Origin of the sequence: Endozoicomonas euniceicola, assembly GCF_025562755.1 — a bacterium.
GTDB lineage: Bacteria > Pseudomonadota > Gammaproteobacteria > Pseudomonadales > Endozoicomonadaceae > Endozoicomonas_A > Endozoicomonas_A euniceicola.
This window is the reverse complement of record NZ_CP103300.1, coordinates 4,548,670-4,570,979: the sequence shown is the minus strand read 5'-3', so window position 1 is coordinate 4,570,979 and position 22,310 is coordinate 4,548,670. Positions and strand designations below refer to the sequence as shown.

At 47.1% G+C, this 22,310-nt stretch carries 16 protein-coding genes and 1 pseudogene; 13 read left to right on the top strand and 4 right to left on the bottom strand.

The window, feature by feature from the left end:
- Positions 1-156 precede the first annotated feature (156 nt).
- From NX720_RS18395 to NX720_RS18375, 5 genes are read left to right on the top strand one after another with little or no spacing between them, the layout of a single operon-like run.
- Complete coding sequence (locus tag NX720_RS18395) at positions 157-1,581, top strand: NAD(P)/FAD-dependent oxidoreductase (RefSeq protein ID WP_262596545.1); 1,425 nt, start codon at positions 157-159, stop codon at positions 1,579-1,581.
- Positions 1,578-2,363, top strand: coding sequence for a DUF1365 domain-containing protein (locus NX720_RS18390; RefSeq protein ID WP_262596543.1), 786 nt, complete (start codon positions 1,578-1,580; stop codon positions 2,361-2,363). Before NX720_RS18395 ends, NX720_RS18390 begins: the two co-directional genes overlap by 4 nt.
- Entirely contained in the window at positions 2,363-3,631 is a 1,269-nt protein-coding gene (locus tag NX720_RS18385) for an SAM-dependent methyltransferase (RefSeq protein WP_262596541.1), read from the top strand. Before NX720_RS18390 ends, NX720_RS18385 begins: the two co-directional genes overlap by 1 nt.
- A complete protein-coding gene (locus tag NX720_RS18380) occupies positions 3,625-4,188 on the top strand; it encodes a DUF3833 domain-containing protein (RefSeq protein WP_262596539.1) in 564 nt (187 codons plus the stop codon). The genes NX720_RS18385 and NX720_RS18380 overlap by 7 nt, the downstream gene beginning before the upstream one ends.
- A complete protein-coding gene (locus tag NX720_RS18375) occupies positions 4,185-4,949 on the top strand; it encodes an SDR family NAD(P)-dependent oxidoreductase (protein ID WP_262596537.1) in 765 nt (254 codons plus the stop codon). Before NX720_RS18380 ends, NX720_RS18375 begins: the two co-directional genes overlap by 4 nt.
- A 36-nt stretch (positions 4,950-4,985) precedes the next feature.
- Here the strand turns inward: NX720_RS18375 and NX720_RS18370 are convergent, their stop codons facing one another.
- Positions 4,986-6,158, bottom strand: a complete 1,173-nt coding sequence (locus NX720_RS18370) for an RNA-guided endonuclease InsQ/TnpB family protein (protein WP_262596535.1) — start codon at positions 6,156-6,158, stop codon at positions 4,986-4,988.
- A 65-nt stretch (positions 6,159-6,223) separates the two neighbouring features.
- Between NX720_RS18370 and tnpA the strand changes: the two are divergent.
- A pseudogene (gene tnpA / locus NX720_RS18365) lies at positions 6,224-6,436 on the top strand (IS200/IS605 family transposase); the annotation flags it as partial.
- Between the two features lie 194 nt (positions 6,437-6,630).
- Here tnpA and NX720_RS18360 read toward each other — a convergent pair.
- The gene (locus NX720_RS18360) at positions 6,631-8,265 is read right to left on the bottom strand and encodes an IS1634 family transposase (protein WP_262596076.1); all 1,635 of its coding nucleotides are present in this window, start codon (positions 8,263-8,265) and stop codon (positions 6,631-6,633) included.
- Positions 8,266-8,601: 336 nt separating this feature from the next.
- Here NX720_RS18360 and NX720_RS18355 point away from each other — a divergent pair, with 336 nt between their 5' ends.
- Positions 8,602-10,560 carry a hypothetical protein gene (locus NX720_RS18355; protein WP_262596532.1) on the top strand — a complete coding sequence of 653 codons (1,959 nt, stop codon included), beginning with the start codon at positions 8,602-8,604 and terminating at the stop codon, positions 10,558-10,560.
- Positions 10,561-10,586: 26 nt separating this feature from the next.
- Here NX720_RS18355 and NX720_RS18350 read toward each other — a convergent pair whose 3' ends face one another.
- The gene (locus tag NX720_RS18350) at positions 10,587-11,111 is read right to left on the bottom strand and encodes a cupin domain-containing protein (protein ID WP_262596530.1); all 525 of its coding nucleotides are present in this window, start codon (positions 11,109-11,111) and stop codon (positions 10,587-10,589) included.
- Positions 11,112-11,243: 132 nt separating this feature from the next.
- Between NX720_RS18350 and NX720_RS18345 the strand changes: the two genes are divergently transcribed.
- From NX720_RS18345 to NX720_RS18330, 4 genes are all read left to right on the top strand, one after another.
- Complete coding sequence (locus NX720_RS18345) at positions 11,244-12,014, top strand: TetR/AcrR family transcriptional regulator (RefSeq protein ID WP_262596528.1); 771 nt, start codon at positions 11,244-11,246, stop codon at positions 12,012-12,014.
- 121 nt (positions 12,015-12,135) lie between these two features.
- The gene (locus NX720_RS18340) at positions 12,136-13,254 is read left to right on the top strand and encodes an efflux RND transporter periplasmic adaptor subunit (RefSeq protein ID WP_262596526.1); all 1,119 of its coding nucleotides are present in this window, start codon (positions 12,136-12,138) and stop codon (positions 13,252-13,254) included.
- Between the two features lie 2 nt (positions 13,255-13,256).
- Positions 13,257-16,316, top strand: a complete 3,060-nt coding sequence (locus NX720_RS18335; RefSeq protein ID WP_262596523.1) for an efflux RND transporter permease subunit — start codon at positions 13,257-13,259, stop codon at positions 16,314-16,316.
- Positions 16,317-16,402: 86 nt separating this feature from the next.
- Positions 16,403-17,386, top strand: a complete 984-nt coding sequence (locus tag NX720_RS18330; protein WP_262596521.1) for a Gfo/Idh/MocA family protein — start codon at positions 16,403-16,405, stop codon at positions 17,384-17,386.
- Here NX720_RS18330 and NX720_RS18325 read toward each other — a convergent pair.
- Positions 17,381-17,572, bottom strand: coding sequence for a hypothetical protein (locus NX720_RS18325; protein WP_262596519.1), 192 nt, complete (start codon positions 17,570-17,572; stop codon positions 17,381-17,383). The two genes, NX720_RS18330 and NX720_RS18325, sit on opposite strands and share 6 nt — an antisense overlap.
- Positions 17,573-18,222: 650 nt before the next feature.
- Between NX720_RS18325 and NX720_RS18320 the strand changes: the two genes are divergently transcribed.
- Positions 18,223-19,539: a hypothetical protein gene (locus NX720_RS18320; protein WP_262596518.1), complete on the top strand. Its 1,317-nt coding sequence runs from the start codon at positions 18,223-18,225 to the stop codon at positions 19,537-19,539.
- 88 nt (positions 19,540-19,627) lie between these two features.
- On the top strand, positions 19,628-22,237 hold the full coding sequence (locus tag NX720_RS18315; protein WP_262596516.1) for a hypothetical protein: 2,610 nt from the start codon (positions 19,628-19,630) through the stop codon (positions 22,235-22,237).
- Positions 22,238-22,310: the final 73 nt, after the last annotated feature.

The following is a 22,310-nucleotide window of genomic DNA, read 5'->3' as shown; positions in this document are numbered from 1 at the left end:
TCTGCCACAATGTTATGCAATGCGCTTTCTACGAGGTCAGGCAGCTTTCGGATTGTAAAAAAAATTCTGTACATTAAAACACGCCGTTGATCCACTCATTAAAGAGGCTCGTAGAAATTTTGACAATCTGCCCCCCTGACTAACGGAAGGAACCCAATGAAAAACCAAGGACTCAACATTGCTGTCATTGGCTCAGGTATCAGCGGCCTCTCCGCGGCCTGGCTGTTGTCCAGACAACACCATGTCACTCTGTTTGAGAAAGACGACCGCTTTGGCGGTCACAGCCATACCGTTTTTGTTCAAGGTGACAATCAGGCCACTCCGGCAGACACCGGCTTTATTGTTTTTAACGACACCACCTACCCTAACCTGACCGCCTTTTTTGATTACCTGAACGTTGATGTTATCAACACCGACATGTCTTTTGCCGTGTCCATAACCGATCCGGCAAACAACAGCAAAGTCGAATATTCAGGTTCTGATCTCAACGGTATGTTCGCCCAGAGGCTTAACGCCCTGAAACCCGGTTTCTGGCGCATGCTGGTGGATATACTGAGGTTTTACCGGGCAAGCCATGAATGGCGAAAGACCCTGACTGCCTCAACCACTCTGGGTGAACTGTTGTCACGTCATGCTTACAGCCGGAAGTTTATTGATGAACACCTGTTGCCTATGGGAGCAGCCATCTGGTCAACCCCTGCAGACAAAATGCTGCACTACCCGGCTCTCGCCTTTCTACGATTCTGTGATAACCATGGTCTGTTACGACTCACTCATCGTCCCCAGTGGCAGACCGTAAAAGGCGGCAGTCGTGAATATGTCAGCAAAATTATCAGCCAGATCGGTAACAACACCCTCCAGAATCGCTGTATTCGCAAAGTAAAACGCTATCAGGACAAAGTGGTTATCAGCGACCTGCAGGGGACTGAATGGCAGTTTGACCATGTGGTAATGGCCTGCCATGCAGACACAACCCTGCAACTGCTCAGCGAACCGGATGAGCTGGAACAACTGCTGCTGGGTGCCTTTACGTTTCAGCGTAACACTGCCGTATTGCACAGTGATACGCGCTTTATGCCGCAAAAGAAAAGAGCCTGGGCCAGCTGGAACTATCTGGGTACAGGCAGAGACCCTGTTACAGAAAATGATCGGGGGCCGTCTGTGACTTACTGGATGAACCGGCTGCAACACCTCGATGGCAAAGACCTGTTTGTCACCCTCAATCCGGGGTTTGATGTCGACCGTTCATTAATTCATGGCAGCTATCTTTACGATCATCCGGTGTTTACCAAGGCGGCTATTGAAGCCCAGCAACGCCTCTGGGAGCTGCAAGGGCGTCAGCGTACATGGTTCTGCGGGGCTTGGTTTGGCTATGGCTTTCATGAGGACGGGCTACAGTCCGGCCTGGCCGTAGCAGAAGCCCTGGGCGGTCTTAAGCGTCCCTGGACGGTAGCCGGAGAAAACCATCGCCTGGTATTGCCGGAATCCTTCGGAGCCAGTGCTTCAACCATGGGTTCCGATAAAAAACACGACTCTGCCAACAAAACAGAGAGTGTCAACAAAACAGAGAGTGTCGTATGAAATCAGCCGTCTACTGGGGAAACCTGATGCACAACCGCATTCGTCCCAAAAAACACCGTTTCTGCTATCGCATGGCATCCTGGCTGATCAATCTGGATGAACTGCAGCAGTTGAACCGATGCTTATGGTTGTTTTCCTTTAATGCCTTTAATCTCATCGCCTTTCATTCCAGAGATTATGGTGATGGCACCGGTCGATGTCTGAAACAGCAGGTGAATGAGCTGCTGGCCAAGAGCGATATAGCCGCTGCGGATCAGGTCGAACTGATGTGCTCTCCCAGAATATTGGGTTATGTGTTCAATCCGTTGTCCGTTTATTTCTGTTATTGCAATGATCAGGCGGTGGCACTGATTTACGAAGTATCGAATACCTTTGGTGAACGACACTCTTATGTTATTCCGGTAACCGCTGGCAAACAGGAGATTATTCACCAGACCGCCCGTAAGCAATTGCATGTTTCGCCTTTTTTCCCAATGGATTGCTACTACCGTTTCCGTGTCCGGCAACCTGGTCCGGCACTGTCACTGACGATTGAGCTGATGGACAGTCAGGGCAAACTCTTTGGCGCTGTTTTTCAGGGCAGGAGAAAAGCACTGACCAATCAACGAATTCTACTGCAACTCTGTCTGCTGCCCTGGCAAACCCTGAAAGTAACGGTCGCTATTCACTGGCAAGCTCTGAAGCTATGGGCTAAAGGGATAAGCGTCGTTCAACATCAGCCAGCGGAACACCCCTATAGCTGGAGTACAGGTGAACCTATGACAAGGAAGAGAGGCCGGTGATGAATTCAACTCAAAAACTGTCTTCAGATACAAGCTCTGCCCCCGGTAAATCACCCTCATCACTATCGCGCCTGCCGCTCTGGTGGCTAAAGAACAAACTGGAAGGCGCTGATATCAGTAAAATTATTCTTACTCTGAACTCCGGAGAAGAACATCGCTTCGGCTCTGTAAAAAATGGGGTTGCGATTGCCAGAGTGGCACTGCACCGGCCACTGGCCTTTATGGTCGCTGCACGGTCAGGCATTACGGGCCTGGCAGAGTCGTATATATCCGGTGACTGGAGTACACCTGACCTTCTGGCTGTCACAGACTGGGCCATGGCTAATGAAAAGGCTCTGGATTCATTGTTTGAACCCAACTGGCTGAGCAGAAAAATCCACAGGCTGGCTCATCTGTTAAACAACAACAGTCGTAATGGAAGCCGGAAAAATATTGCCGCGCATTATGACCTGGGCAATGATTTCTACCAGCCCTGGCTGGACAGCACCATGACGTACTCCAGCGCTTTGTTCCACCATGAGAATGAATCTCTGGAACAGGGACAGCACAACAAATACCGCCTGATATTAGACTGGCTGGACGTAAAACCTGAACAGACGGTTTTGGAGATAGGTTGCGGTTGGGGCGGCTTTTCAAGAGCATTAGCTGCCCGAACCGGCAGTGTTTATCACGGCATTACGTTGTCTAAGGAACAGTTAGCTTATGCCCGAACAAAAGGTAAGAACGCTGATCATCAGTTCAGCCTGACGGACTATCGGGATTTGTCCGGACAGTTCGACCGCCTGGTGTCTATCGAAATGATTGAAGCTGTGGGAGAAAATCACTGGCCTGACTATTTTCAAAAAGTGTACGACAGTCTCAATCCGAATGGTATTGCCGTACTTCAGGTTATTACTATCGATGAACAACGGTTTGAAGACTACCGCAAAGGCGCAGACTTTATTCAGCGCTATATTTTTCCCGGCGGGATGCTGCCCAGCCACCAGGCCATGCAAAGCCAGATAGCGGCAGCCGGACTTAAGATGGAGGACTCTGTGGCGTTTGGTCAGGACTATGCCCGAACCCTGAATCTCTGGGTAAAGCGGTTTAATGCCTGCTGGCCCAGTATGAACCTTAATGGTTTTGATGACCGCTTCCACAAAATGTGGAACTTCTATCTGGCGTATTGCGAAACCGGCTTTAAGTGCAAAAGCATCAACGTCCGCTTATACAAATTGAGAAAAATCATGACCACTGATCGTGAACATGACGGAGCAAACGTATGTTGAAGAAATGGTTTTACCGACTGCTGGGACTGGTCTCACTGGCCTGGCTATCAGGATGCAGCACTATAAAACCTGATGACTACGCAGAGACAACCCCCAAGCTCAGAATTGAGGATTACTTTCAGGGCCATACGCTGGCCTGGGGTATGTTTCAGGATCGCTTTGGTAAAATTCGCAACCGTTTCAAAGTCGATATGAAGGGTACGGTAAAAGACGGCGTACTGACTCTTAATGAAGATTTTTTCTATGAGAGTGGTTCAACATCAAACCGTCAGTGGAACATAAAGATCCTTGGCGACGGGCGATACGAGGGTACGGCAGGTGATGTTATTGGGGTGGCTAAAGGCAAGGCTGCGGGACATGCCTTTAACTGGAAGTACCAGATAGATTTACCAATCGGCGACAGTAAATGGCGAGTGTCGTTTGATGACTGGCTGTTCCTGCAGGAAGATGGTGTACTGATCAATGTCGCAACGGTTTCCAAGTGGGGGATTACCCTTGGCAAGCTGACGTTTGTATTTGCCAAAAAAGAGCCCCTGCAACAGGCCTTCAAACCATGACAACAGCAAACAGCAATATTATCTGGATTACGGGCGCCAGTAAGGGCATTGGCAAAGCCCTTGCCCTTGAGCTGGCGCACCGGGGGCACACTGTCATCGCCAGCGCCCGCAGTCAGGATAAACTAACGGCACTGGTTCAGGAATCCGGGCCGCTGCCGGGTACCATTCACGCCTACCCGCTTGATGTGACCTGTCAGCAGTCAGTGCATGATGTGGTCGCCGACATACAGAATGATTTCTCTACCATCGACCAGGCGGTGTTAAACGCCGGTACATTTTTCTCCATGTCAGGCAGTCGGTTCCAGGCTAATGTGATTAAACAACAGTTTGACCTGAATGTCTTTGGAGTCAGCTACTGCCTGGAGGCACTGATTCCCGTTATGAAACAACAGAAGCACGGACTGCTTGCTATCAATGCATCACTGGCTGGTTATCGCGGACTTCCAAAGTCAGCGGCTTACGGTGCCAGCAAAGCGGCATTAATCAATATGGCAGAATGTCTGAAGCTTGATCTTGACCCGTATAGTATTGATGTAAAAATCATTAATCCCGGCTTCGTGAAAACACCCCTGACCGATAAAAACGATTTCCATATGCCGTTTCTGATAGACAGCGGACAGGCTGCCAGAGCCATCAGCAAAGGGTTAATCAGCCGTAAATTTGAAATACGTTTCCCCAGCGCATTTGCAGGAATAATGGCCTTTCTGAAACACCTGCCTTATCGGTGTTATTTTGCGCTCGTGAGACAAATCAAACTGTGACTGCTCCCCACCCTATCGGGTGAGGCTTCTGATTTCTTAGGCAGCAACCGACAGTCTGCCGGATTTACGCAAGCCTCCATCAGCAGAAACAGACAGTCCTTCCGCCTTTAATTTCAATATGCCTTGCTTCTTGATATTGCGAGATGCATTAATATCCCGGTCATGGATAGCACCACAGCTACACTCCCATGATCGGATTCTCAATGGCATTTTTTCCTGTTTCAAATCGCAGACTGAGCAAGTTTTAGAGGATGCAAACCACTGGTCTATCTTCACCAGATGTTTACCTTCCTGCTTTGCCTTGTATTCGAGTTTGGTTATCAGTGAGTGCCAGCCAGCATCAGCAATAGAACGAGCAAGACGCTTGTTCTTGAGCATGTTTTTAACTTTCAGTGTCTCCACAATCACCGCTTGGTTTTCGTCGATGAGTTGTTTTGACAGCTTATGCTGAAAATCATTACGGGCAAAGGCTACGCGCTCATGCGCCTTTGCCACCAATAAACGGGCTTTGTGCCTACCTTTTGAGCCTTTCTTGCAGCGAGATAGAGCCTGTTGTTTTCTTTTCAGGTTACGTTGTGCTTTTTTCAGAAAGCGAGGATTGCCAGTCTTATGGCCGGTACTGGTGATAGCCAGATCAGTAATCCCCATATCAACACCGACAACCTGATTAGCTTCAAGATTATCAATCTGTTTTGGTTGTTCCTGGGTATCATCAGCCAATATGGAGGCAAAATACTTGCCGGTTAGCGTTCTGCTCAGGGTGATAGACTTCACCTTACCCACTATTTCACGATGCACTTTAGCCCTTATGGGCTTGCACTTGGGGATTTTTATCCCGTTATCGCCCACAGAGACAGACGTACAATGGTAGCTACTTTGCTTGCCATGCTTTTTCTTGAAGCGAGGAAATCTTGCCTGCAATTTGGGATTGAAAAAGTTTTGAAAGGCCGTATCCAGATTGATAGTGGCCTGTTGCAGTGCAATAGAGTCAGCGTTTTTCAGCCATGAGTACTTTCGGCTTTTCTTGGCTTTTGCCAGCAAGGGCTTCAGGTGTTTTTTGGGAGAAAGGCTCTGCCCACGAACCTTGTAATAATGAACCTTAATAGCCAGGGCCTTGTTCCATACGAACCGCACAGCATCAAACTGACGGTCGAGAAATTCCGCCTGCTCTGATGTTGGATAGATTCGTACTTTGGTGGCTCTCAGCATGGAACGTTATTTCAGTGCTCATTAATATAAACTTTATATTACAGGTATTTGAAAGAGGTTTTCAAGTGAGCGCACGCAATAAAGATTTGCTTAAAGGATATCTTCGCAAACGACATAGCGTTACCAAGCTGGTTGTTCATTTGGTGTTCACGACAAGGTACAGGCGAAAGCTTTTTGATGGCTATATGATCAAGCAGTTACGGGAGTCGTTCGAGAGTGCATGTGAAAAACTGGAATGCCAGTTACTTGAAATGGATGGCGAAAAAGATCACGTACACCAGATTGATGGCGGAAGGCTCTGCGCCTTCCCGTCTTATATCCCCGCCCGCATTGGGCGAGGGTTTACGACGATTTTGCTAAAATCGTCCAGAACGACTGTTTAAATAAATAACTTTTTATATAAATAATGGATAAATAAAGCAAAGTAATCAGGAAAAAACTCTTATTTAAAAACCGTCATTCACCACCCTATTCAGGAATAAATTTCTTGGTACGTTGAGCCCAAAATAAAAATGATCGTCGATTGCCTCTCTGATATTCCAACCATGTGTTTCTCCGTCCCGTTAACCGACAGCACATGAATCCCATCAAAGCACAGGAAAACCCATCTGCCCGTTGGGTTCTGGGCTGGTTTCTTCTTCATGTCCGGGAACGTTCGGCTCTGCCTTTTCAGTTCATAGCGGATTCGATGCTGAATTGCAGCATAGACCATAAGACAGAGTGTCATCACCATTAACAGGGCCTCAATACGCTCAGGTTTTTTGAGATACAGTGAAGACACCAGAAAATCAGGGCTCTTCAGGAAGCGAAAACCTCTCTCAACCTGCTGCTGGGATTTATACGTCCTCAGTAGTTCGCCAGCGTCAAGCCGGACTGTATCTGTATCGTTGGTTGCCAGAACAAAACAACCCAACGATGCTTCTGCATCACGACGAGTCTGTACAGCAACCGTGCAGGAGCCTGTCACATAATATTCATAGTGGTCGGGAACCGTCCCATCAGCAGGACGGCCTTTGGTTTTATAGCAGGGACTCTCGATGATCTCAGGTTCAGCCTGGCAGTATACGGACTGTTTTTGCCATAGCTTGAAAGCTTCCATGGCATCCGATTCGCAACAGAATGGCTTCTTGCCCAATTTCTCAAGTTCCTTGAACTCCTTCAGGGACTTTTTCTGCATACGCCTTGTCAGTGTCTTCTGTTCTGTTTTCTGGCTTTGATTATTTCGAAACAGTACCCAACGTTGTACGACACCTGCATAGTCAGACAGAGTCTCTACAGATTCGTAATGCTCAAACCCTTCAACCTCAACCATTGAGCGCAATGGCGCACTTTGAACCAGTTCTTTGGCTGCACCAATGTTGAGAGGAACTCTGGAGATAAACAACTGATCCTGCTGACTCAGTTCCTGAACGGTTTCAGCCACATACAATGCAGCATCACCGATGAAGTAACGGGCATTCAGTGCCGCCTTGAAGCTCTTTATATGCTCAGAAACCACTTGTTTGAAACTGGTCTTGTCCGTCACATTACCGCTGGCTGCTTTCATAAACATCGGAATGCCTGCCCGGTTTTCGGTCAGCAGGAGCAATATGGCCTGGTTCAGGTCAGGACGATGATCTCGGCTGTAGCCCTTGCAAAGCCTGATGCAATTGAGGTCCTCGTCACTTACTTCCTCCTCGCTGTTATAACGGCCATCGACGTGAAATCCTGTGCCATCAAGGTTGAGTGCATCACATGGCAATTTGAGATGCGTAGCCACCTTGATAGCCAGCTCAAAATAGACTTTACTGACACCCAGTTCAAACAGTTCATCCAGTGTTCTTCCAAGAACTTTGTCGTTTATGTGTTCGGGCTCAATCCCCTCTCTGATCAGTTTATCGAGGGGTTTATTGGAGAAGAACTGAGGGAACATGTGGAGAGACTGCCCCGTAAAGCCGAGGCCATTGATAATCATCGCGACAACGGCCTCACCGTGGGAGATGTTCCATTCGTCAGATACTTTGGGCGCGCGCCTGTCGATATGGTCGGCAATGCCCAGCTCTTTGCACATTCCAGCCACTAGACCGAGATGATCCATGACCTGAGAGTGGTATTGAATAGGAGGCATAACAAGGCTTCTTGATATTTGCTTATCTGATAGATAGCAGGTATTAGGAAAATGTCATGTTGGGTGGTGAATGTCGGTAAAAACAAACCGTCGTAATGCCAGATTCAGATATAAAATGACCTGACAAAATAAATGCATTTATCGGTTACGGAAGCGACAATCAATAATATACCAGTTCCTCCGTCATTCCCGCGCGGGTGGGAATGACGTTGGGGTATTTTGATCTTCTACCTCTCTTAGCAGCCTTTCAGTGCATTATTGACTAATTTTCAAAGAGAGCGGGTATCCCCCCTTTATTAGAAATCACAGGTATTACAGAACGAGAAGGTTGTAGCGATGTCCCTTATTGTATGTAAACAAATAACTGTTCGGCTTGCTTTCTTTTTACTCTTGTCGGTTGCGACTGACTGGACTTTTGCTCAGAACATTACAACTACAGCCATTAGCGCGGTGACGGTGGCATCGACCCTATCCAGCCTGGCATTGGCTGCTAAACACAATCTCACCTTATGCGATACGGAAGTGGATTCAAATGACCGAAGCATCTGCCGGAGCATTATGAAAAAGCTACCAGCCTCTGCCCAAAGATATAAGGGAGTAAAAGTTTACAAAGAAAAGTGGTGGACCAGTGCATACATAACAGCTGATACTCCTGACACAATCCATATAATTGATGGCGATCTGACACTGGGAGGTCCCATAATGGTCACTGCGGATAATGTGGTCATTATTGGCTCTGATAATCCGCAACTCAAACTATCCAGTACAATGCTGCTAGGTCTTTACAGTATTATTTATTCGACAGGCAATAACTTACTCGTCGAAGGGTTACAAATTGACCCAAAAGGCCTTCTTCTTCACCACCTGAATCATGTGGTGAATCATTTTATACAGATAAAAGGAGGTAGCGCTTCAATCAATAACGTCAGCATGCTCAGTGCAGAAACCGCCAACAAAGCGATTATTCTGGCTGAAGGCGAAGTAAGTGCAGAAAACACATCCTCTCTGGCGCTTACGGATGTTGAAATCAGAAAGAATGGTGGAAATGTTCACAGTTATGCAGTAAAAACATCAGGTATAAACTGGGTAAGCCTGAAGAAAATCAAAACTCACAACTTCATTTCGGGCTGCGCATTATTTTCATTTGAAAATGCCCGTTCAATAAAACTGGCTTCTATCCAGTCAGCCATTGATAATCAGAAAGCGCCAAATGCATCAGGTATTTTAGCGATTTACACCGAACCTTCGTCTGACATAGAGCTTGACTTTGAAAATGTCAGCTTCTCTTACAAAGTTACAAAACAACAGTCGCCCGTTATTATTGCCGCAAAAGACGCCATCAGTGGGCAACTGTCGCTGGCAGGCGAAAATTCATTTGATCCTTTTGCAATTCGTTACCCAACCGGGCTGACAATCTTTTCCGAACCTCGGGAAGAACCAACAGGGCTAACCAGTACAGAAAGCACAACAGCCAGCACCACTACAATCACTGCCGCTCCCTCTGCTCCTGAGTACTGGTGGTCAGATTTACCAGATTGCGCCAGTAGCTCCTATCAGGAATACCCAAACTTAACCAACAGTACTGTAACCCAATGGCCAGTTACTGCTACGCCTCATCTGTCAAAGACTTCCAACGTAGACGCAAAGACACCAACGACTTCCATAACCTTAGCGTCATCTTCTATCCAATCGAGCCCTAAAACAACAGCTAGCTCAGCGCTAACAACAGAGCCCTCCGCAGTACTGAGCCCCGGCACAATAAAACCATCTTCTGTCGTACACTCCTCCCCTTATCAAACGACCAGAAAACCAACTCCATCATCACAACTATCCCCTGACAAACATACAACGACTGTCAGAAATACGCCGTCTGCAATGCCATTTACCATTAAAAACAGATCTGCACCGGTTTTATCCACTCGCCATGATGTTAACAAAGGCCTGACGACACGCTCACCAAATGTGACTGACAACACACACTCAGAAGTGTCCAGTTCAGACAAATCGAAAGCAGGCAGTTTAACATCAGCACTGAACTCGAAATATTTAGGCTTCATTGCTTTGTTAGTTATTCCCATCTATGCGGTACCTGCAATAGGTTGCTTTAAATATAAAAACACGAAGTCCTGCGCAACTCTTAATCTTCTTGTGCTCAACACGCTGAAGTGCACACAATATCCAAAGTACATGTCAATCATGTTTGGTCAACCAGACGATTATTCAGCTGATGTTGAATTGAGTAGTCATCAACATCAAATCTACGACTCTAGCACCCAACTGATTGAAAATCCGTAGTTCTGGATAAGACAAAAACTGCTGGCTTATTTTATGGGACATCCGTATGAAGCAACGTTCAGCGGATGTCCCAAATGCGCAAACACTGTCTCCGCTTCAATCTGGTTGATATTATCAGGCCGGGCAAAAGCTGGCGGAGCTGTTTCCCCTGCTCGCTGGGGACGACCGACTTTGCGGAAAAAATCTGCCAGACCTCCCGGCAGAAAGACCCAGAAAAACTTCAGTTCGCCCTCACCTGTATTGATAAACTGATGCCTTTTATAAGGCGTCAGGTAGAAAGACGCCCCTGAAAACATGGGATACTCCCTGCCGTCTATTTCAGCCACGCCTTCACCTTCGTACACGAGGATTAGTTCCTGCTGCCCTTTATGTCGGTGCTCTCTTACATATCCTCCAGGCGCTATCACCTGAATTCCCTGCTCTACACCAGAAGTCTGCGGATACTGCCGTGTTGAAACCCTGATCTCGACATAACCATTGGCAGGCAAAGGTTGCCAGTACCCTTCACTGGCAGGAATATTGTGTCTGTCGTCTTGTTCAACCGGTGACATAAATCAGTTTGCTCCAACTCAATGGCTTTGGGTAAACAGTATAGGTCTCTGTCTGCTGATGGAGGGATTATTGAATAACTGGATTGATGACCCTGTTACTCTCCCTTTTGAAGGCATGATGAAAAATCACTTATGGATTTTACAGACTTAAACGAATATTATTCGAAAAAAATTTCACAAACCGGTAACCTGATGTCCAGACAACTAAAACGCCAGCAAAGGGAAGCAGATATTCTCGCAGCCACCATCAAGCTGTTGGATGAGCGCAGTTTTCTCGACCTGCGCATGTCTGATATTGCCAAGGCAGCCAACTGCTCCATGGGGTCTATTTACTCTCACTTTTCCAGCAAAGAAGACCTGTTGCTAGGATGTGCCGATGTCACTTGCAGAATGCGGAAATCTGTAAAGCAGCGTATTACCGAGATGGCTCTGCCGCCTCATGAACGTATGGCATTACTGTGCTTCTTTCTGTGGTATGACGATGATCAGAATCCCGGGCATTACCGCCTTCAGCAACTGGCCATGAACCCTTTTGTCTGGGAACGGGCTTCCAGCCAGCGGTACCTCGCCATGAATAAGTTCCGCAATGAAGTGTACGCATGGATGAAATTAATTTGTAAAGAACTCCTGGAGCAACACTCGACAATGGACTATTCAGAAGAGCTGGCCCTGGAGCTGGAGCTGGGTCTCTTTGCCTGCACCTGGGGCTTATTTCAGATAAAAGAGTCCGGGTTTGAGGTGTTTAATAAGGTACTGTCCGCTGAAAAAGCATACGCTATGCATAAACGACAAATTAAGCGCTTTTTCTCAAGTTGGGATATCTGCCCTGACAACTTTGATGAACGACTGAACACTCTGGAAGTTCTGGCCAGAGAACTTGTTCAGGAAAAACTACTGAATTAGCTTTTATTGACAACTGCTGTTTGCCACGACTTATGTGCAACCAATGACTTTAAACAAAACCGAATATCATTCGTTTTAAATTCGAAAAAGACTTACTAATACATAAAGAACAAGGAATCCCATGAAACCAAACTCACTTGCCAGATTTGTCCGCACTGCGACAATGGCAACCGTTTCTCTCAGTTTCCTGACCGCCTGTTCAGAGCCTGTAGAGCAACAGGTCAGTGTCGTAAGACCGGTAAAGCTGTTCGAAGTGGTCAACCAGCGGTCACAAAGCCTCAGGGAGTTCCCTGCAATCGTCGCAGCCAGTGAAGAAGCATCTATCTCATTCCGGATTCCAGGTGAACTGATGGAGTTTCCGGCAACCCCCGCAATGATTGTTGAAAAGGGCCAGTTGCTGGCAAAACTGGATGACCGTGATCTCAGGAACGAAGTGGCAGCCCTTCAGGCCGATTACGACCTGGCAGCGTCCGACTTTCATCGTATTCAGTCCCTGCGTGATAAGAAGATGGTGTCCCAGTCTGACTTCGATAACGCCAGCACCCGCCTAAAGGCATCCAGAGTCAAACTGCAACTGGCCAAAGACCGCCTCAGCGATACGGTATTAACCGCACCTTTTGCTGGACGTATTGCCCAGACTCTGGTGGAAAACTATCAGTCCGTTCAGGCCCAGCAGCCGGTTCTGATTCTACAGGATCATCAAACCCTGGATATCAGCATCCAGATGCCTGAAAGCATTCTGACCCAGGTACAGGAAGACCGTGTCGATCCAGCCTATCAGCCAGTGGTGACCTTTGCAGGCAGCCCTTCAGGGAGCAATGGCACAGAATACAAGGTCTCTTATAAAGAACATGCCACCAGGGTGACTCCAGGTACTCAGTCTTATGAAGTGACCTTTTCCATGCCTGCACCACAGTCGTTCACCGTCTATCCGGGGATGGGCGCAACCATGGCGATAGATATCACTCGCGTTATGGGCAATGACAGCTCTGCTTCTGAATTTGTTGTACCCATGACAGCCGTTCTTAAAGACGACAGCAGTGGTCAATATCAGGTCTGGGTATATAACACTGAAACCGGAACAGTTACCCCCAGGTCCGTTACCGTTGGTCGTATTACCCAGTCCGGGATTACCGTTACCTCCGGTCTTGAGGATGGTGAACAGATTGTATCCGCTGGCCTGAACCGTTTGCGTGCAGGTATGGAAGTCAAGCCGCTGGAACGTGAGCGTGGAGTATAAGCATGAATATCGCTGAATATTCAATTAAGAACAAAGTCATCAGCTGGACACTGGTGGTCCTGCTACTGGTTGGCGGCGCAGTGTCGTTTAAAAACCTGGGGCAACTGGAGTTTCCTGAATTCCCGATTCCCCAGGCGATGGTTAACACGGTTTACCCCGGCGCCTCACCGGAGCAGGTTGAGGAGGAAGTCACTCTGCCACTGGAGCGTGCCATACAGGAACTGGAATACGTGAAGAATATCACTTCCGTCTCCAGCGCCGGTAATTCCCAGATAATGGTTGAACTTTCCTTCGATTTCAGCGCAAATCAGCACCCGCAGATCTGGGATGAGTTGCGCCGCAAGATTGGCGATAGCCAGGGGACGCTGCCTCCCGGCGTCTATCCGTCCATCGTCAATGATGACTTCAGCGATGTTTACGGCATTCTGTATAACATCAGCGGTGAAGATTACACTTACCGGGAGCTGGCAGACTATGCCAACATTCTGCGTCGTGAGCTGACACTGGTAAAAGGGGTTAAAAAAGTCTCTATTGCCGGTAAGGTTTCCGAGCAGGTCGTCATTGAAATCTCCCAGTCAAAACTGGCTTCACTGGGCGTGGACCCGAAACTGATCTTCGGCCTGATCCAGAACCAGAACATTGTCTCTAACGCTGGCCGTATGCTGATTGAAGGTCAGTCTGTCCGCATTCACCCAACCGGTGAATTTCAGTCCATTGCGGAACTGGAACGACTGGTGATCAATATTCCCGGCAGTTCTGAGCTGGTGTACCTGGGTGATATTGCCACTATCTACAAAACCTTTGATGAAACCCCGATTAACCTTTACCGCAGCAATGGCGAGAAAGCTCTGTCTGTGGGTATCTCCTTTGCCAAAGGTGTTAATGTCGTTGACGTTGGTCATGCCGTTGACCAGCGCATGGCTGAGCTGGAGTCCAGTCGCCCGGTCGGCATTGAGCTGACGAGTGTTTACGACCAGCCTGATATTGTTAACCACTCGGTGAATAACTTTATCATCAGCCTGGTTGAAGCCATTGCCATCGTTATTGTCGTCCTTCTGTTCGCCATGGGATTACGTTCTGGTCTGTTGATGGGCGGCATCCTGATGCTGACTATTTTCGGCACCTTTATCGGCATGAACATTCTGTCGATACAGCTGGAGCTGATCTCTCTTGGAGCGTTGATCATCGCCCTGGGGATGCTGGTTGATAACGCCATCGTCGTCACAGAAGGAGTACTGGTGGGGTTGCAACGCGGGCAGACCCGTATGGAAGCGATCAAGAACATTGTTGACCAGAATATCTGGCCCCTGCTCGGCGCAACCGCCATTGCCATCATGGCTTTTGCCCCTATTGGCCTGTCTCCGGATGCTACCGGGGACTTTTTGGGGTCCCTGTTTCAGGTTCTGCTAATCTCATTGAGCATCAGCTGGGTTCTGGCCATTACTCTGACACCGTTCTTCTGTCATCTGGCATTCAAGGATCCGGATCAGGCGACACTGACCGGCAACCCGGACGATCCGTACAAAGGCATTCTGTTTGTTATTTATCGTGCCATTCTGAATAAAGCGCTGAAACATCGCATTATTTCACTGGTGCTGGTTATCTCTGCCCTGCTGGGTGCGATTGCAGGTTTCTCTCACGTTAAGCAGGCCTTCTTCCCACCTTCCAATACGCCGCTGTTCTTTGTGGACGTTTGGATGCAGGAAGGCACCGATATACGACAAACCCAGAAAAACATGCAGGTACTTGAGCAGGAAGTTCTGGCTTTTGATGAGGTGCAGAACGTTACCACGGTAATGGGCATGGGCGCACAACGCTTTATTCTCACTTACACGCCGGAGAAACTGTATAGCAGCTATGGTCAGCTGATGATTAAAACCGACAGCCTGCAGACCATTGAAACCCTGCTGCCACAAATTCGTGAGCGCCTTGAGAACCAGTACCCTGAGTACGAATACAAGTTCAAACTGCTGCAGAACGGCCCGGCGCCTGCTGCACGGATCGAAGCCCGTTTCTACGGACCGGATCCGGACGTACTGCGCCAGCTGAGCACACAGGCGGTTAAAGTGATGGAAGCCGTTCCGGGCGCGGTTGATATCCGCAATGACTGGCGGGAACAGGTAGCTATTGTACGCCCACAACTGGATGAAGCGGCTGCCCGTCGGAGTGGTATCACCAAGCAGGCACTGGATAACACCCTGCTAATGAACTTCAGTGGTCAACAGGTCGGCCTGTACCATGACGGCAGTCATCTGATGCCGATTGTTGCCCGTGCGCCAGAAGCAGAACGCTTCAACGCTGACCGCATTAATGATCTGCAGGTATGGAGTCAGGAGCGCAATGCGTTTGTCCCCATCAGTCAGGCCGTGAAAGGGTTTGCGACTGAAACTGAAAACCCGCTGATCATGCGCCGCAACCTCAAGCGTGTCCTGACAGTTATGGCTGACATAGCACCGTTCAGCAACGACACGCCGGAATCCATGCGTCAGAAGCTGAAAGAGGGTATGGAAGCCATTCCTTTGCCAGAAGGTTATAGCTTCGAATGGGGAGGAGAGTTCGAAAAGTCTACAGAAGCCAACAAGAGTATCTTCAAGTCTCTGCCGGTGGGCTACCTGTCGATGTTCCTGGTGACTATCCTGCTGTTCAATACTTTACGACAGCCGCTGGCTATCTGGTCGACGGTACCGCTGAGTATTATTGGTATTGCTGCGGGTCTGCTGCTTCTGAATATGCCGTTCACTTTTACCGCCATGCTGGGGATGCTGAGCCTGTCCGGTATGGTGTTGAAAAACGGCATCGTACTGGTTGAGCAGATCAATATTGAAGCGAAAAACGCTACATCTATCCAGAAGGCGATTCTGGATGCCTGTGTCAGCCGTGTGCGTCCGGTCTGCATGGCCGCTCTGACCACCATGCTGGGGATGGTGCCGCTGATTTCAGATGCTTTCTTCAGCTCCATGGCAGTGACCATTATCTTTGGTCTTGGTTTTGCCACAGTACTGACACTGGTGGTACTGCCGGTGATTTACTCACTGCTGTACCGTGTTCGTTTTGATCAGTAAGTGAAAACTGAATGAACTCCGACATCCTGTTCTATCAGAGGCCAGGAGCCTGTCGGAGTTCATTTTTAAAACACGGGTTCAAAGATATGATTCGTTTTGCTGTTATCGGTACCAACTGGATCAGCCACGCCTTTTGCCAGGCAGCTCACACGACCAGGCTTCTCAAGCTGACTGCCGTTTATTCCCGCACACTGGACACTGCTCGTTCCTTCGCTGAGCAATATGCGGTGACTGACTGCTATGACAATCTTGAAGCAATGGCTGATAACCCGGATATTGATGCTGTTTATATTGCCAGCCCAAACTCGCTGCACGCTTCCCAGGCAGAGCTTTTTCTAAAACAGGGCAAGCATGTTGCTGGTGAAAAGCCTCTGGCATCCAATATTGACGAAGTAAGGCATTTGATCGAAATTGCCCTGGCAAACAACGTCGTATTAATGGAAGCCATGAAAACCCGCTATCTGCCAAACCTGCAAATAAGCCGGGAGACTCTGCCTTCACTGGGAAAAATTCGGCGAGCGCATTTCAGTTTTTGCCAATACTCTTCCCGCTACCAGAAATATCTGGATGGCGAGACCCCGAATACCTTTAACCCTGAGTTCTCAAACGGTTCTCTGATGGATATTGGTATCTACCCGCTGACCGCAGCCATTGAACTGTTCGGTAAGCCTGAGCAGGTTTCAGCCAGTGGCAGTCTGTTAGAGTCCGGAGTAGACGCCCATGGCTCCCTGACATTGAAGTATGAAGGCTTTGAAGTGCTGGTCAGCCATTCAAAAGTCAGCGATGGACTGACACCCAGTGATATTCAGGGAGAAGCCGGAGCGCTGCTGATTGAGCAAATTTCCGACTGCCGCACAGTGACACGCATTATCAGAGGGGAAGCACCTGAGAAGCTGGGCATTACACAGCCTGAAAACACTCTGGAGTATGAAGCAAAGGCCTTTGCAGAACTGATCCAAAACAGGCAGTATCAGCACCCCGGTCTTGTGGCCACTCAAATCATCAGCGAAATCATGACCGACGCCAGAAAAATGATTGGCGTCGTATACCCTGCCGACAGATCATCATAGCAGCGGACTAATCAGCTGCACGGTATTTTCCGGGAGCTTTCTCCGGAAAGGCCGGTTAGCCCTGCTGGATGGCTCAACAGGTTCTGACAATGCAATGTAGCTTTCCAGCAGCAGCGCCATGGTCTGGCTGAAAGTACGGTCGTAAATGATCAGGGTGACTTCGAAATTCAGCCAGACACTGCGCATAAGGAGAGTTCGAAAAGTCGGCAGAAGCCAACAAGAATATCTTCAAGTCTCTGCCAGTAGGCTACCTGTCGATGTTCCTGGTGACTATCCTGCTGTTCAATACTTTACGACAGCCGCTGGCTATCTGGTCAACAGTACCGCTGAGTATTATTGGTAGTGCCGGTGATTTACTCACTGCTGTACCGTGTTCGTTTTGATCAGTAAGTGAAAATTTAGGGGAGGAGCAGTCAGAAACTTTTAGCTTCTCGCTGTTAGCTGCATACAGCCACCAACTAACAGCGGAAAGCGGTATATTCTAAGCTTCCCCCTAAGGAACAGGCATTGAAGAGTATTCCACCGTGCGCACTGAGCTTATCGAAGTGCGCAGCCCCCCTTCGACAAGCAGGCCGCTATGCGGCAACTTTTTTTCGGTGCAACCTTTTGACTTTTGTTGATAAAAAAGCACGTTTATTTTCCTGAACTATCCTTCCTCTCTTCAACAATTAAAATGAAAGGAGAGAACCATAAAACATTTACTTTCTGCTGTATTGCTATGCCTGTCTTTCGCCTGTTTAGCCGACACACAGACGGCGAGTTTTATTGTAGAGATTGAAAATAGCAGTGCAGGTTCACCAAGCCAGAACTTTTCAATAAAGCCTGATCCAAACGCAATGCCAGTCATTGATATAGCGCCATTGCAGGAAACCCCGACAGAAACTGCTGACACAAGCGGCTATTCAGGATCAGACTCACCGCCTGATGACAAGCCACACAGACCTTCCGGTCTCTGGGAAACCATGACTACTGTGGTTAAGTCCATTTCATGGCGGCCTGTATATGCCACTCGTGAAATCATCGGTTACACACTGACTTTGACTTTACGGAAACAAGAAGGCTCCCTGAAACCCATGACTTATTCATGGATGCCCATGGTGGCGACTGTCGTTGTCGACTGGCTGATAAGCACACACTGGAATCCAGTACAGCTCCTGTTTACTCAAATGCATCAGCAGGAAATAAACCAGCAGCATCAGCTTGCCATTATCACTTTAGGGAAAGATGGCGAAGGTGGCTCAACAACACAGGGAATTTCAGGAAATAACGAGGGATGCTCATCCTCATCAGCCAGCCTCCAACTATATACGCAGCATTTGTCTGTAAATAATTGCCAGATAAATGGCGGCTTTGGAGGAGGAGAGCCTCCACCTCTGATACCCCACTCTGCAAGCAGAACATCATATTGTGAGGCTTGTCGTCATAAGCCGTGTTATCACTTGAGCACAAGCCATGCTCACAGTACTTCCCAGACTGCCGATCTGCGGCCCGGAGGCCGTCGCCAGCCTGTGTGCATAAAGCATCTGCTTTGTACTGGCAAATCCTGTAAATATCCGGCAGCCGAAGTCAGGGATGAGAATATACCGAATTCATCACATCGCCAGAAAGTTGGTGAGCCACCTGAAAAGAAACACAAAACATCACCTGCTGTTGAGTATGACTCTGCTTGTAGAACCTTAATCCAATGCCATTCCAGCTCGACTGCACCTGCCACTCCTGACTCCCTCCGATGTACCCGCATGATGACTGCACTCGAAGAGCAGAGCAAAAACCATGAGCCACAGCGGTTAACCTGTAACACGAAAGTGGTCGGGAAGGATGGCCAGCAGCAGCCATGCGGAAGGAGCTTCAAGAATGAGAGATCCCTGTTGACTCACAAAAGCCAATACCACGGAGGGCAAAAAACCTGTGACATGAAAGTGAAGGATAAGGATGGCCAGCAGCGGGTATGCGGGGAGATCTTCGAGAGTTCGAGAGTCCTGTGGTCTCACAAAAAAAGAGACCACACCGAGCAACAAACCTGTATGACGACAGTGGTCGAAGAAAATGGCCAGCAGCGGCCATGCGGGAAGGTCTACAAGAATGCCCTGGCCCTGTCGGATCACCAAAGGGCGCATAAAAAGAAAAAACACGACAAAAATGGTCAGGATTAGTATTCCCTCCGTAAGAGACCCGGAGTTAACAGGATAAGTAATTATTGCCTATCCTATGGCTCAGGATGGAGTACTAAAATCAATATCCATGCAATATAACAGATTCAGCCCACCGGCTCCTTTTTCAACCATTGCCATTAAAAGGAATATAGCCAATTACTTAAGTTCTTTTGTTTTTCTGCTGGCAGTGAATCCACACCTGTCAGATGCTTATGCTGAAAAAACTCAGCTTAACTCATTTCCACGCTATGATTTACGTACAGAGCTTAATAAACATTTGCCGGTTAAAAGCAGTCAGCAGTATTTTGATTTGCTGTCGAAACGTCGCAACATCAATAACAGTAAAATAGGCGCTACTCACCCTGAAAAATTTTCACCATCAAAAGAGAGCAGCCAAAAAATCGATCATGTCAGGATAAGCAGTGCTTATCCTTTTCATATTTACACCGCTAGTTTACAACCTTTACCAGGCACTGAGTGTTTATCGGAAGCATATGCACAAGAGGAAATTAAGAAATGGCAATGCTACATAGAAAATCATGAGTACGATAGCGCAACGATAGAACTGTTTTTGTCGCAAGCTGATAGTCCTGTAATATCATTCACAAGTGGTCAGCCAATGACTATTCAATACGCTCCCGGGTCTGGCAAGTCATCTGAACCTATATCTGAATTCGATCAGTCTTACAGTATAAAATCAACACTGGGGAACTCATTAAAAAATCAAGAGACCGTCAATAAGAAAGTTCAGGAAATATCCAGCATGCTCAAGCTATCTTTTAAAAAAGAGACAGTTGATCCTGCCATTCAAACCATTCATTTTGAGTTATTCAATCGTCACTCCATTTCAGAAGAAATAGAGTTTCAGAAGATCATTGAAAACATCAGGGTCGGGGAACGTGCTCGCGCCACTCTTATGGACAATCTGGACAATCTGGACGATCTTTTTCTGCTGCCTGAGACGACTATACAGCTAAAGAACTACAATATAGCTTTCCCGGAAGGGATACATAGTCTGCCCCGGGGTGCTCAAGGAACAAGCACCACCGCAGAGGCAAATGGAGAGAGTAATGCCGCAGCGAGTGATGATTCAACCGTTTCCCGGTCGGGTTCTGAAGTCAAACGGGAAACGCCTGCCAAAAAGCTTAAAGTTTGTCGCTGCGGCATAGATATTTCCAGGCCTGGCTGCCTGAAGGGAGAATTTTTTTTTCCCGAGGCGTTGGAGGAAGATGACATTTGTTACATCCATACTCCAGAGAAAAATATAGATCCAAGAAGAGTTGGGCGCGAAATGGAGTGTCCTGATCTGGTTTTAGTTTTCAGCAAAAACATCAAATTGACGAAAGGTCAGGCTATAGTGGAAACACCATTGCGCTGCTTTGGATACCCGGTTATTGCCATTACAGTTGAGCTCACTGCTGATCCGAAAAGATCTGAATGTGTGGAAATTGTCACGGCACCATTAACCGCCTCTCAACATAAGAAAATATTGCCTGACCTGAATCGTTTAGTACTTCTAATGGAATCCAATCCCAAGCTTGTACCTATCGAAAAAATTGTCGCTGATTTCAATAAAGAAGAAAATAATGGATTATTAAAATTGGAACTTTCTGAATATAACCACTTTTTACCGTTTAAATTTGATGTGTATAATTTTTTGCGCACAGAAAATGACGTTCAAGTTCCGGTGGTTAATGCAGAAAAAAAAGAGGAAACAAAAAATCAACATTATTATAATAAGATTTTACGTAAAACTGTTATCTTTAAGCAAGAAACCAGCAGTTTTATCTGGTGTAATCAATCTAATTTTTTTATCCCATTCAAAAACATTGAAAAAATTTCTGATTTAGCAGGTTTCAACCTTCCAACTGAAGAAGCCTTTTTAAATGAAAGTCAAGTGATAATTGAAAGCACAAGTGCTTTGAGTGAGTATATTTTTTCATATATAAGTGAGAAGGTAAACATATCCGGTCACCACTCTTATATAAAGCCCCTGATCATTCACTTTTCTAAAATAGCATTGCTATATAATAAACTTTTAAATAATGAAAATTTGAATATTAAAAAAAATTCTAAAAATGGTCCAAGATATACACCTACCTCAATCAGAGTCAGTCAGCAACAAATTGTAATGCAGATTTTGGAAGATAATGATATTGAATTACTACGTTCACTTTTTAAAAATAATTTTTATGTTGCATTTTTAAAGGTCGTTAATGATTTTTTCAAATCCCAGAACTCTATAAGGCATGGTGGCCATTTACGATCTATATTCAGCAGTTGGGTTATGGGATACTGGAATGATGTTTATCAATGTACAAATTTAAGGAATGCTCATGGCAGATTAAAAGTGCTTAATGCGAATACACCCCAAAACCATGTAAAAGTTGACCAGCGGCTTATTTACTTGCCAACTCATGCGGCGGAAGCCACAAAAGAAATTGTTGAGCCACTTGGTCATTTTCATTATTTGATAAATCCTGTTTGGGTTAATGGTGAGCCTTGGGTCGTAGTGGAGTTTCGTTCTCATAAATATAACTCACCTAATTGTAAATATATTACCCGCATTCCTTTTAATTACCAGTCCGAATGGCCTGACCATCCATCCTCTGTAGAGCAGCAAATACTTGATTCTTTTTGGTTCGGTGTTGATGTTGATGATGTTGAGGGGATGAAAACTCAGGATGGTAACAATTGAAATATACCTGGCTTTTAGCTTTTGGCTTCTCACTGTTAGCTGTCCATACAGCCATCAACTAAAAAAGCTAAAA

Bases quoted from the DNA above. Each gene is read 5' to 3' on its own strand.
- NX720_RS18375 (WP_262596537.1), top strand. From the start codon at position 4,185: ATGACAACAGCAAACAGCAATATTATCTGGATTACGGGCGCCAGTAAG.
- NX720_RS18360 (WP_262596076.1), bottom strand. From the start codon at position 8,265: ATGCCTCCTATTCAATACCACTCTCAGGTCATGGATCATCTCGGTCTA.
- NX720_RS18345 (WP_262596528.1), top strand. From the start codon at position 11,244: ATGGATTTTACAGACTTAAACGAATATTATTCGAAAAAAATTTCACAA.
- NX720_RS18325 (WP_262596519.1), bottom strand. From the start codon at position 17,572: ATGCGCAGTGTCTGGCTGAATTTCGAAGTCACCCTGATCATTTACGAC.
- NX720_RS18330 (WP_262596521.1), top strand. From the start codon at position 16,403: ATGATTCGTTTTGCTGTTATCGGTACCAACTGGATCAGCCACGCCTTT.
- NX720_RS18355 (WP_262596532.1), top strand. From the start codon at position 8,602: ATGTCCCTTATTGTATGTAAACAAATAACTGTTCGGCTTGCTTTCTTT.
- NX720_RS18395 (WP_262596545.1), top strand. From the start codon at position 157: ATGAAAAACCAAGGACTCAACATTGCTGTCATTGGCTCAGGTATCAGC.
- NX720_RS18385 (WP_262596541.1), top strand. From the start codon at position 2,363: ATGAATTCAACTCAAAAACTGTCTTCAGATACAAGCTCTGCCCCCGGT.
- NX720_RS18335 (WP_262596523.1), top strand. From the start codon at position 13,257: ATGAATATCGCTGAATATTCAATTAAGAACAAAGTCATCAGCTGGACA.
- NX720_RS18370 (WP_262596535.1), bottom strand. From the start codon at position 6,158: ATGCTGAGAGCCACCAAAGTACGAATCTATCCAACATCAGAGCAGGCG.
- NX720_RS18390 (WP_262596543.1), top strand. From the start codon at position 1,578: ATGAAATCAGCCGTCTACTGGGGAAACCTGATGCACAACCGCATTCGT.
- NX720_RS18340 (WP_262596526.1), top strand. From the start codon at position 12,136: ATGAAACCAAACTCACTTGCCAGATTTGTCCGCACTGCGACAATGGCA.
- NX720_RS18350 (WP_262596530.1), bottom strand. From the start codon at position 11,111: ATGTCACCGGTTGAACAAGACGACAGACACAATATTCCTGCCAGTGAA.
- NX720_RS18320 (WP_262596518.1), top strand. From the start codon at position 18,223: ATGCCAGTCATTGATATAGCGCCATTGCAGGAAACCCCGACAGAAACT.
- NX720_RS18315 (WP_262596516.1), top strand. From the start codon at position 19,628: ATGCAATATAACAGATTCAGCCCACCGGCTCCTTTTTCAACCATTGCC.
- NX720_RS18380 (WP_262596539.1), top strand. From the start codon at position 3,625: ATGTTGAAGAAATGGTTTTACCGACTGCTGGGACTGGTCTCACTGGCC.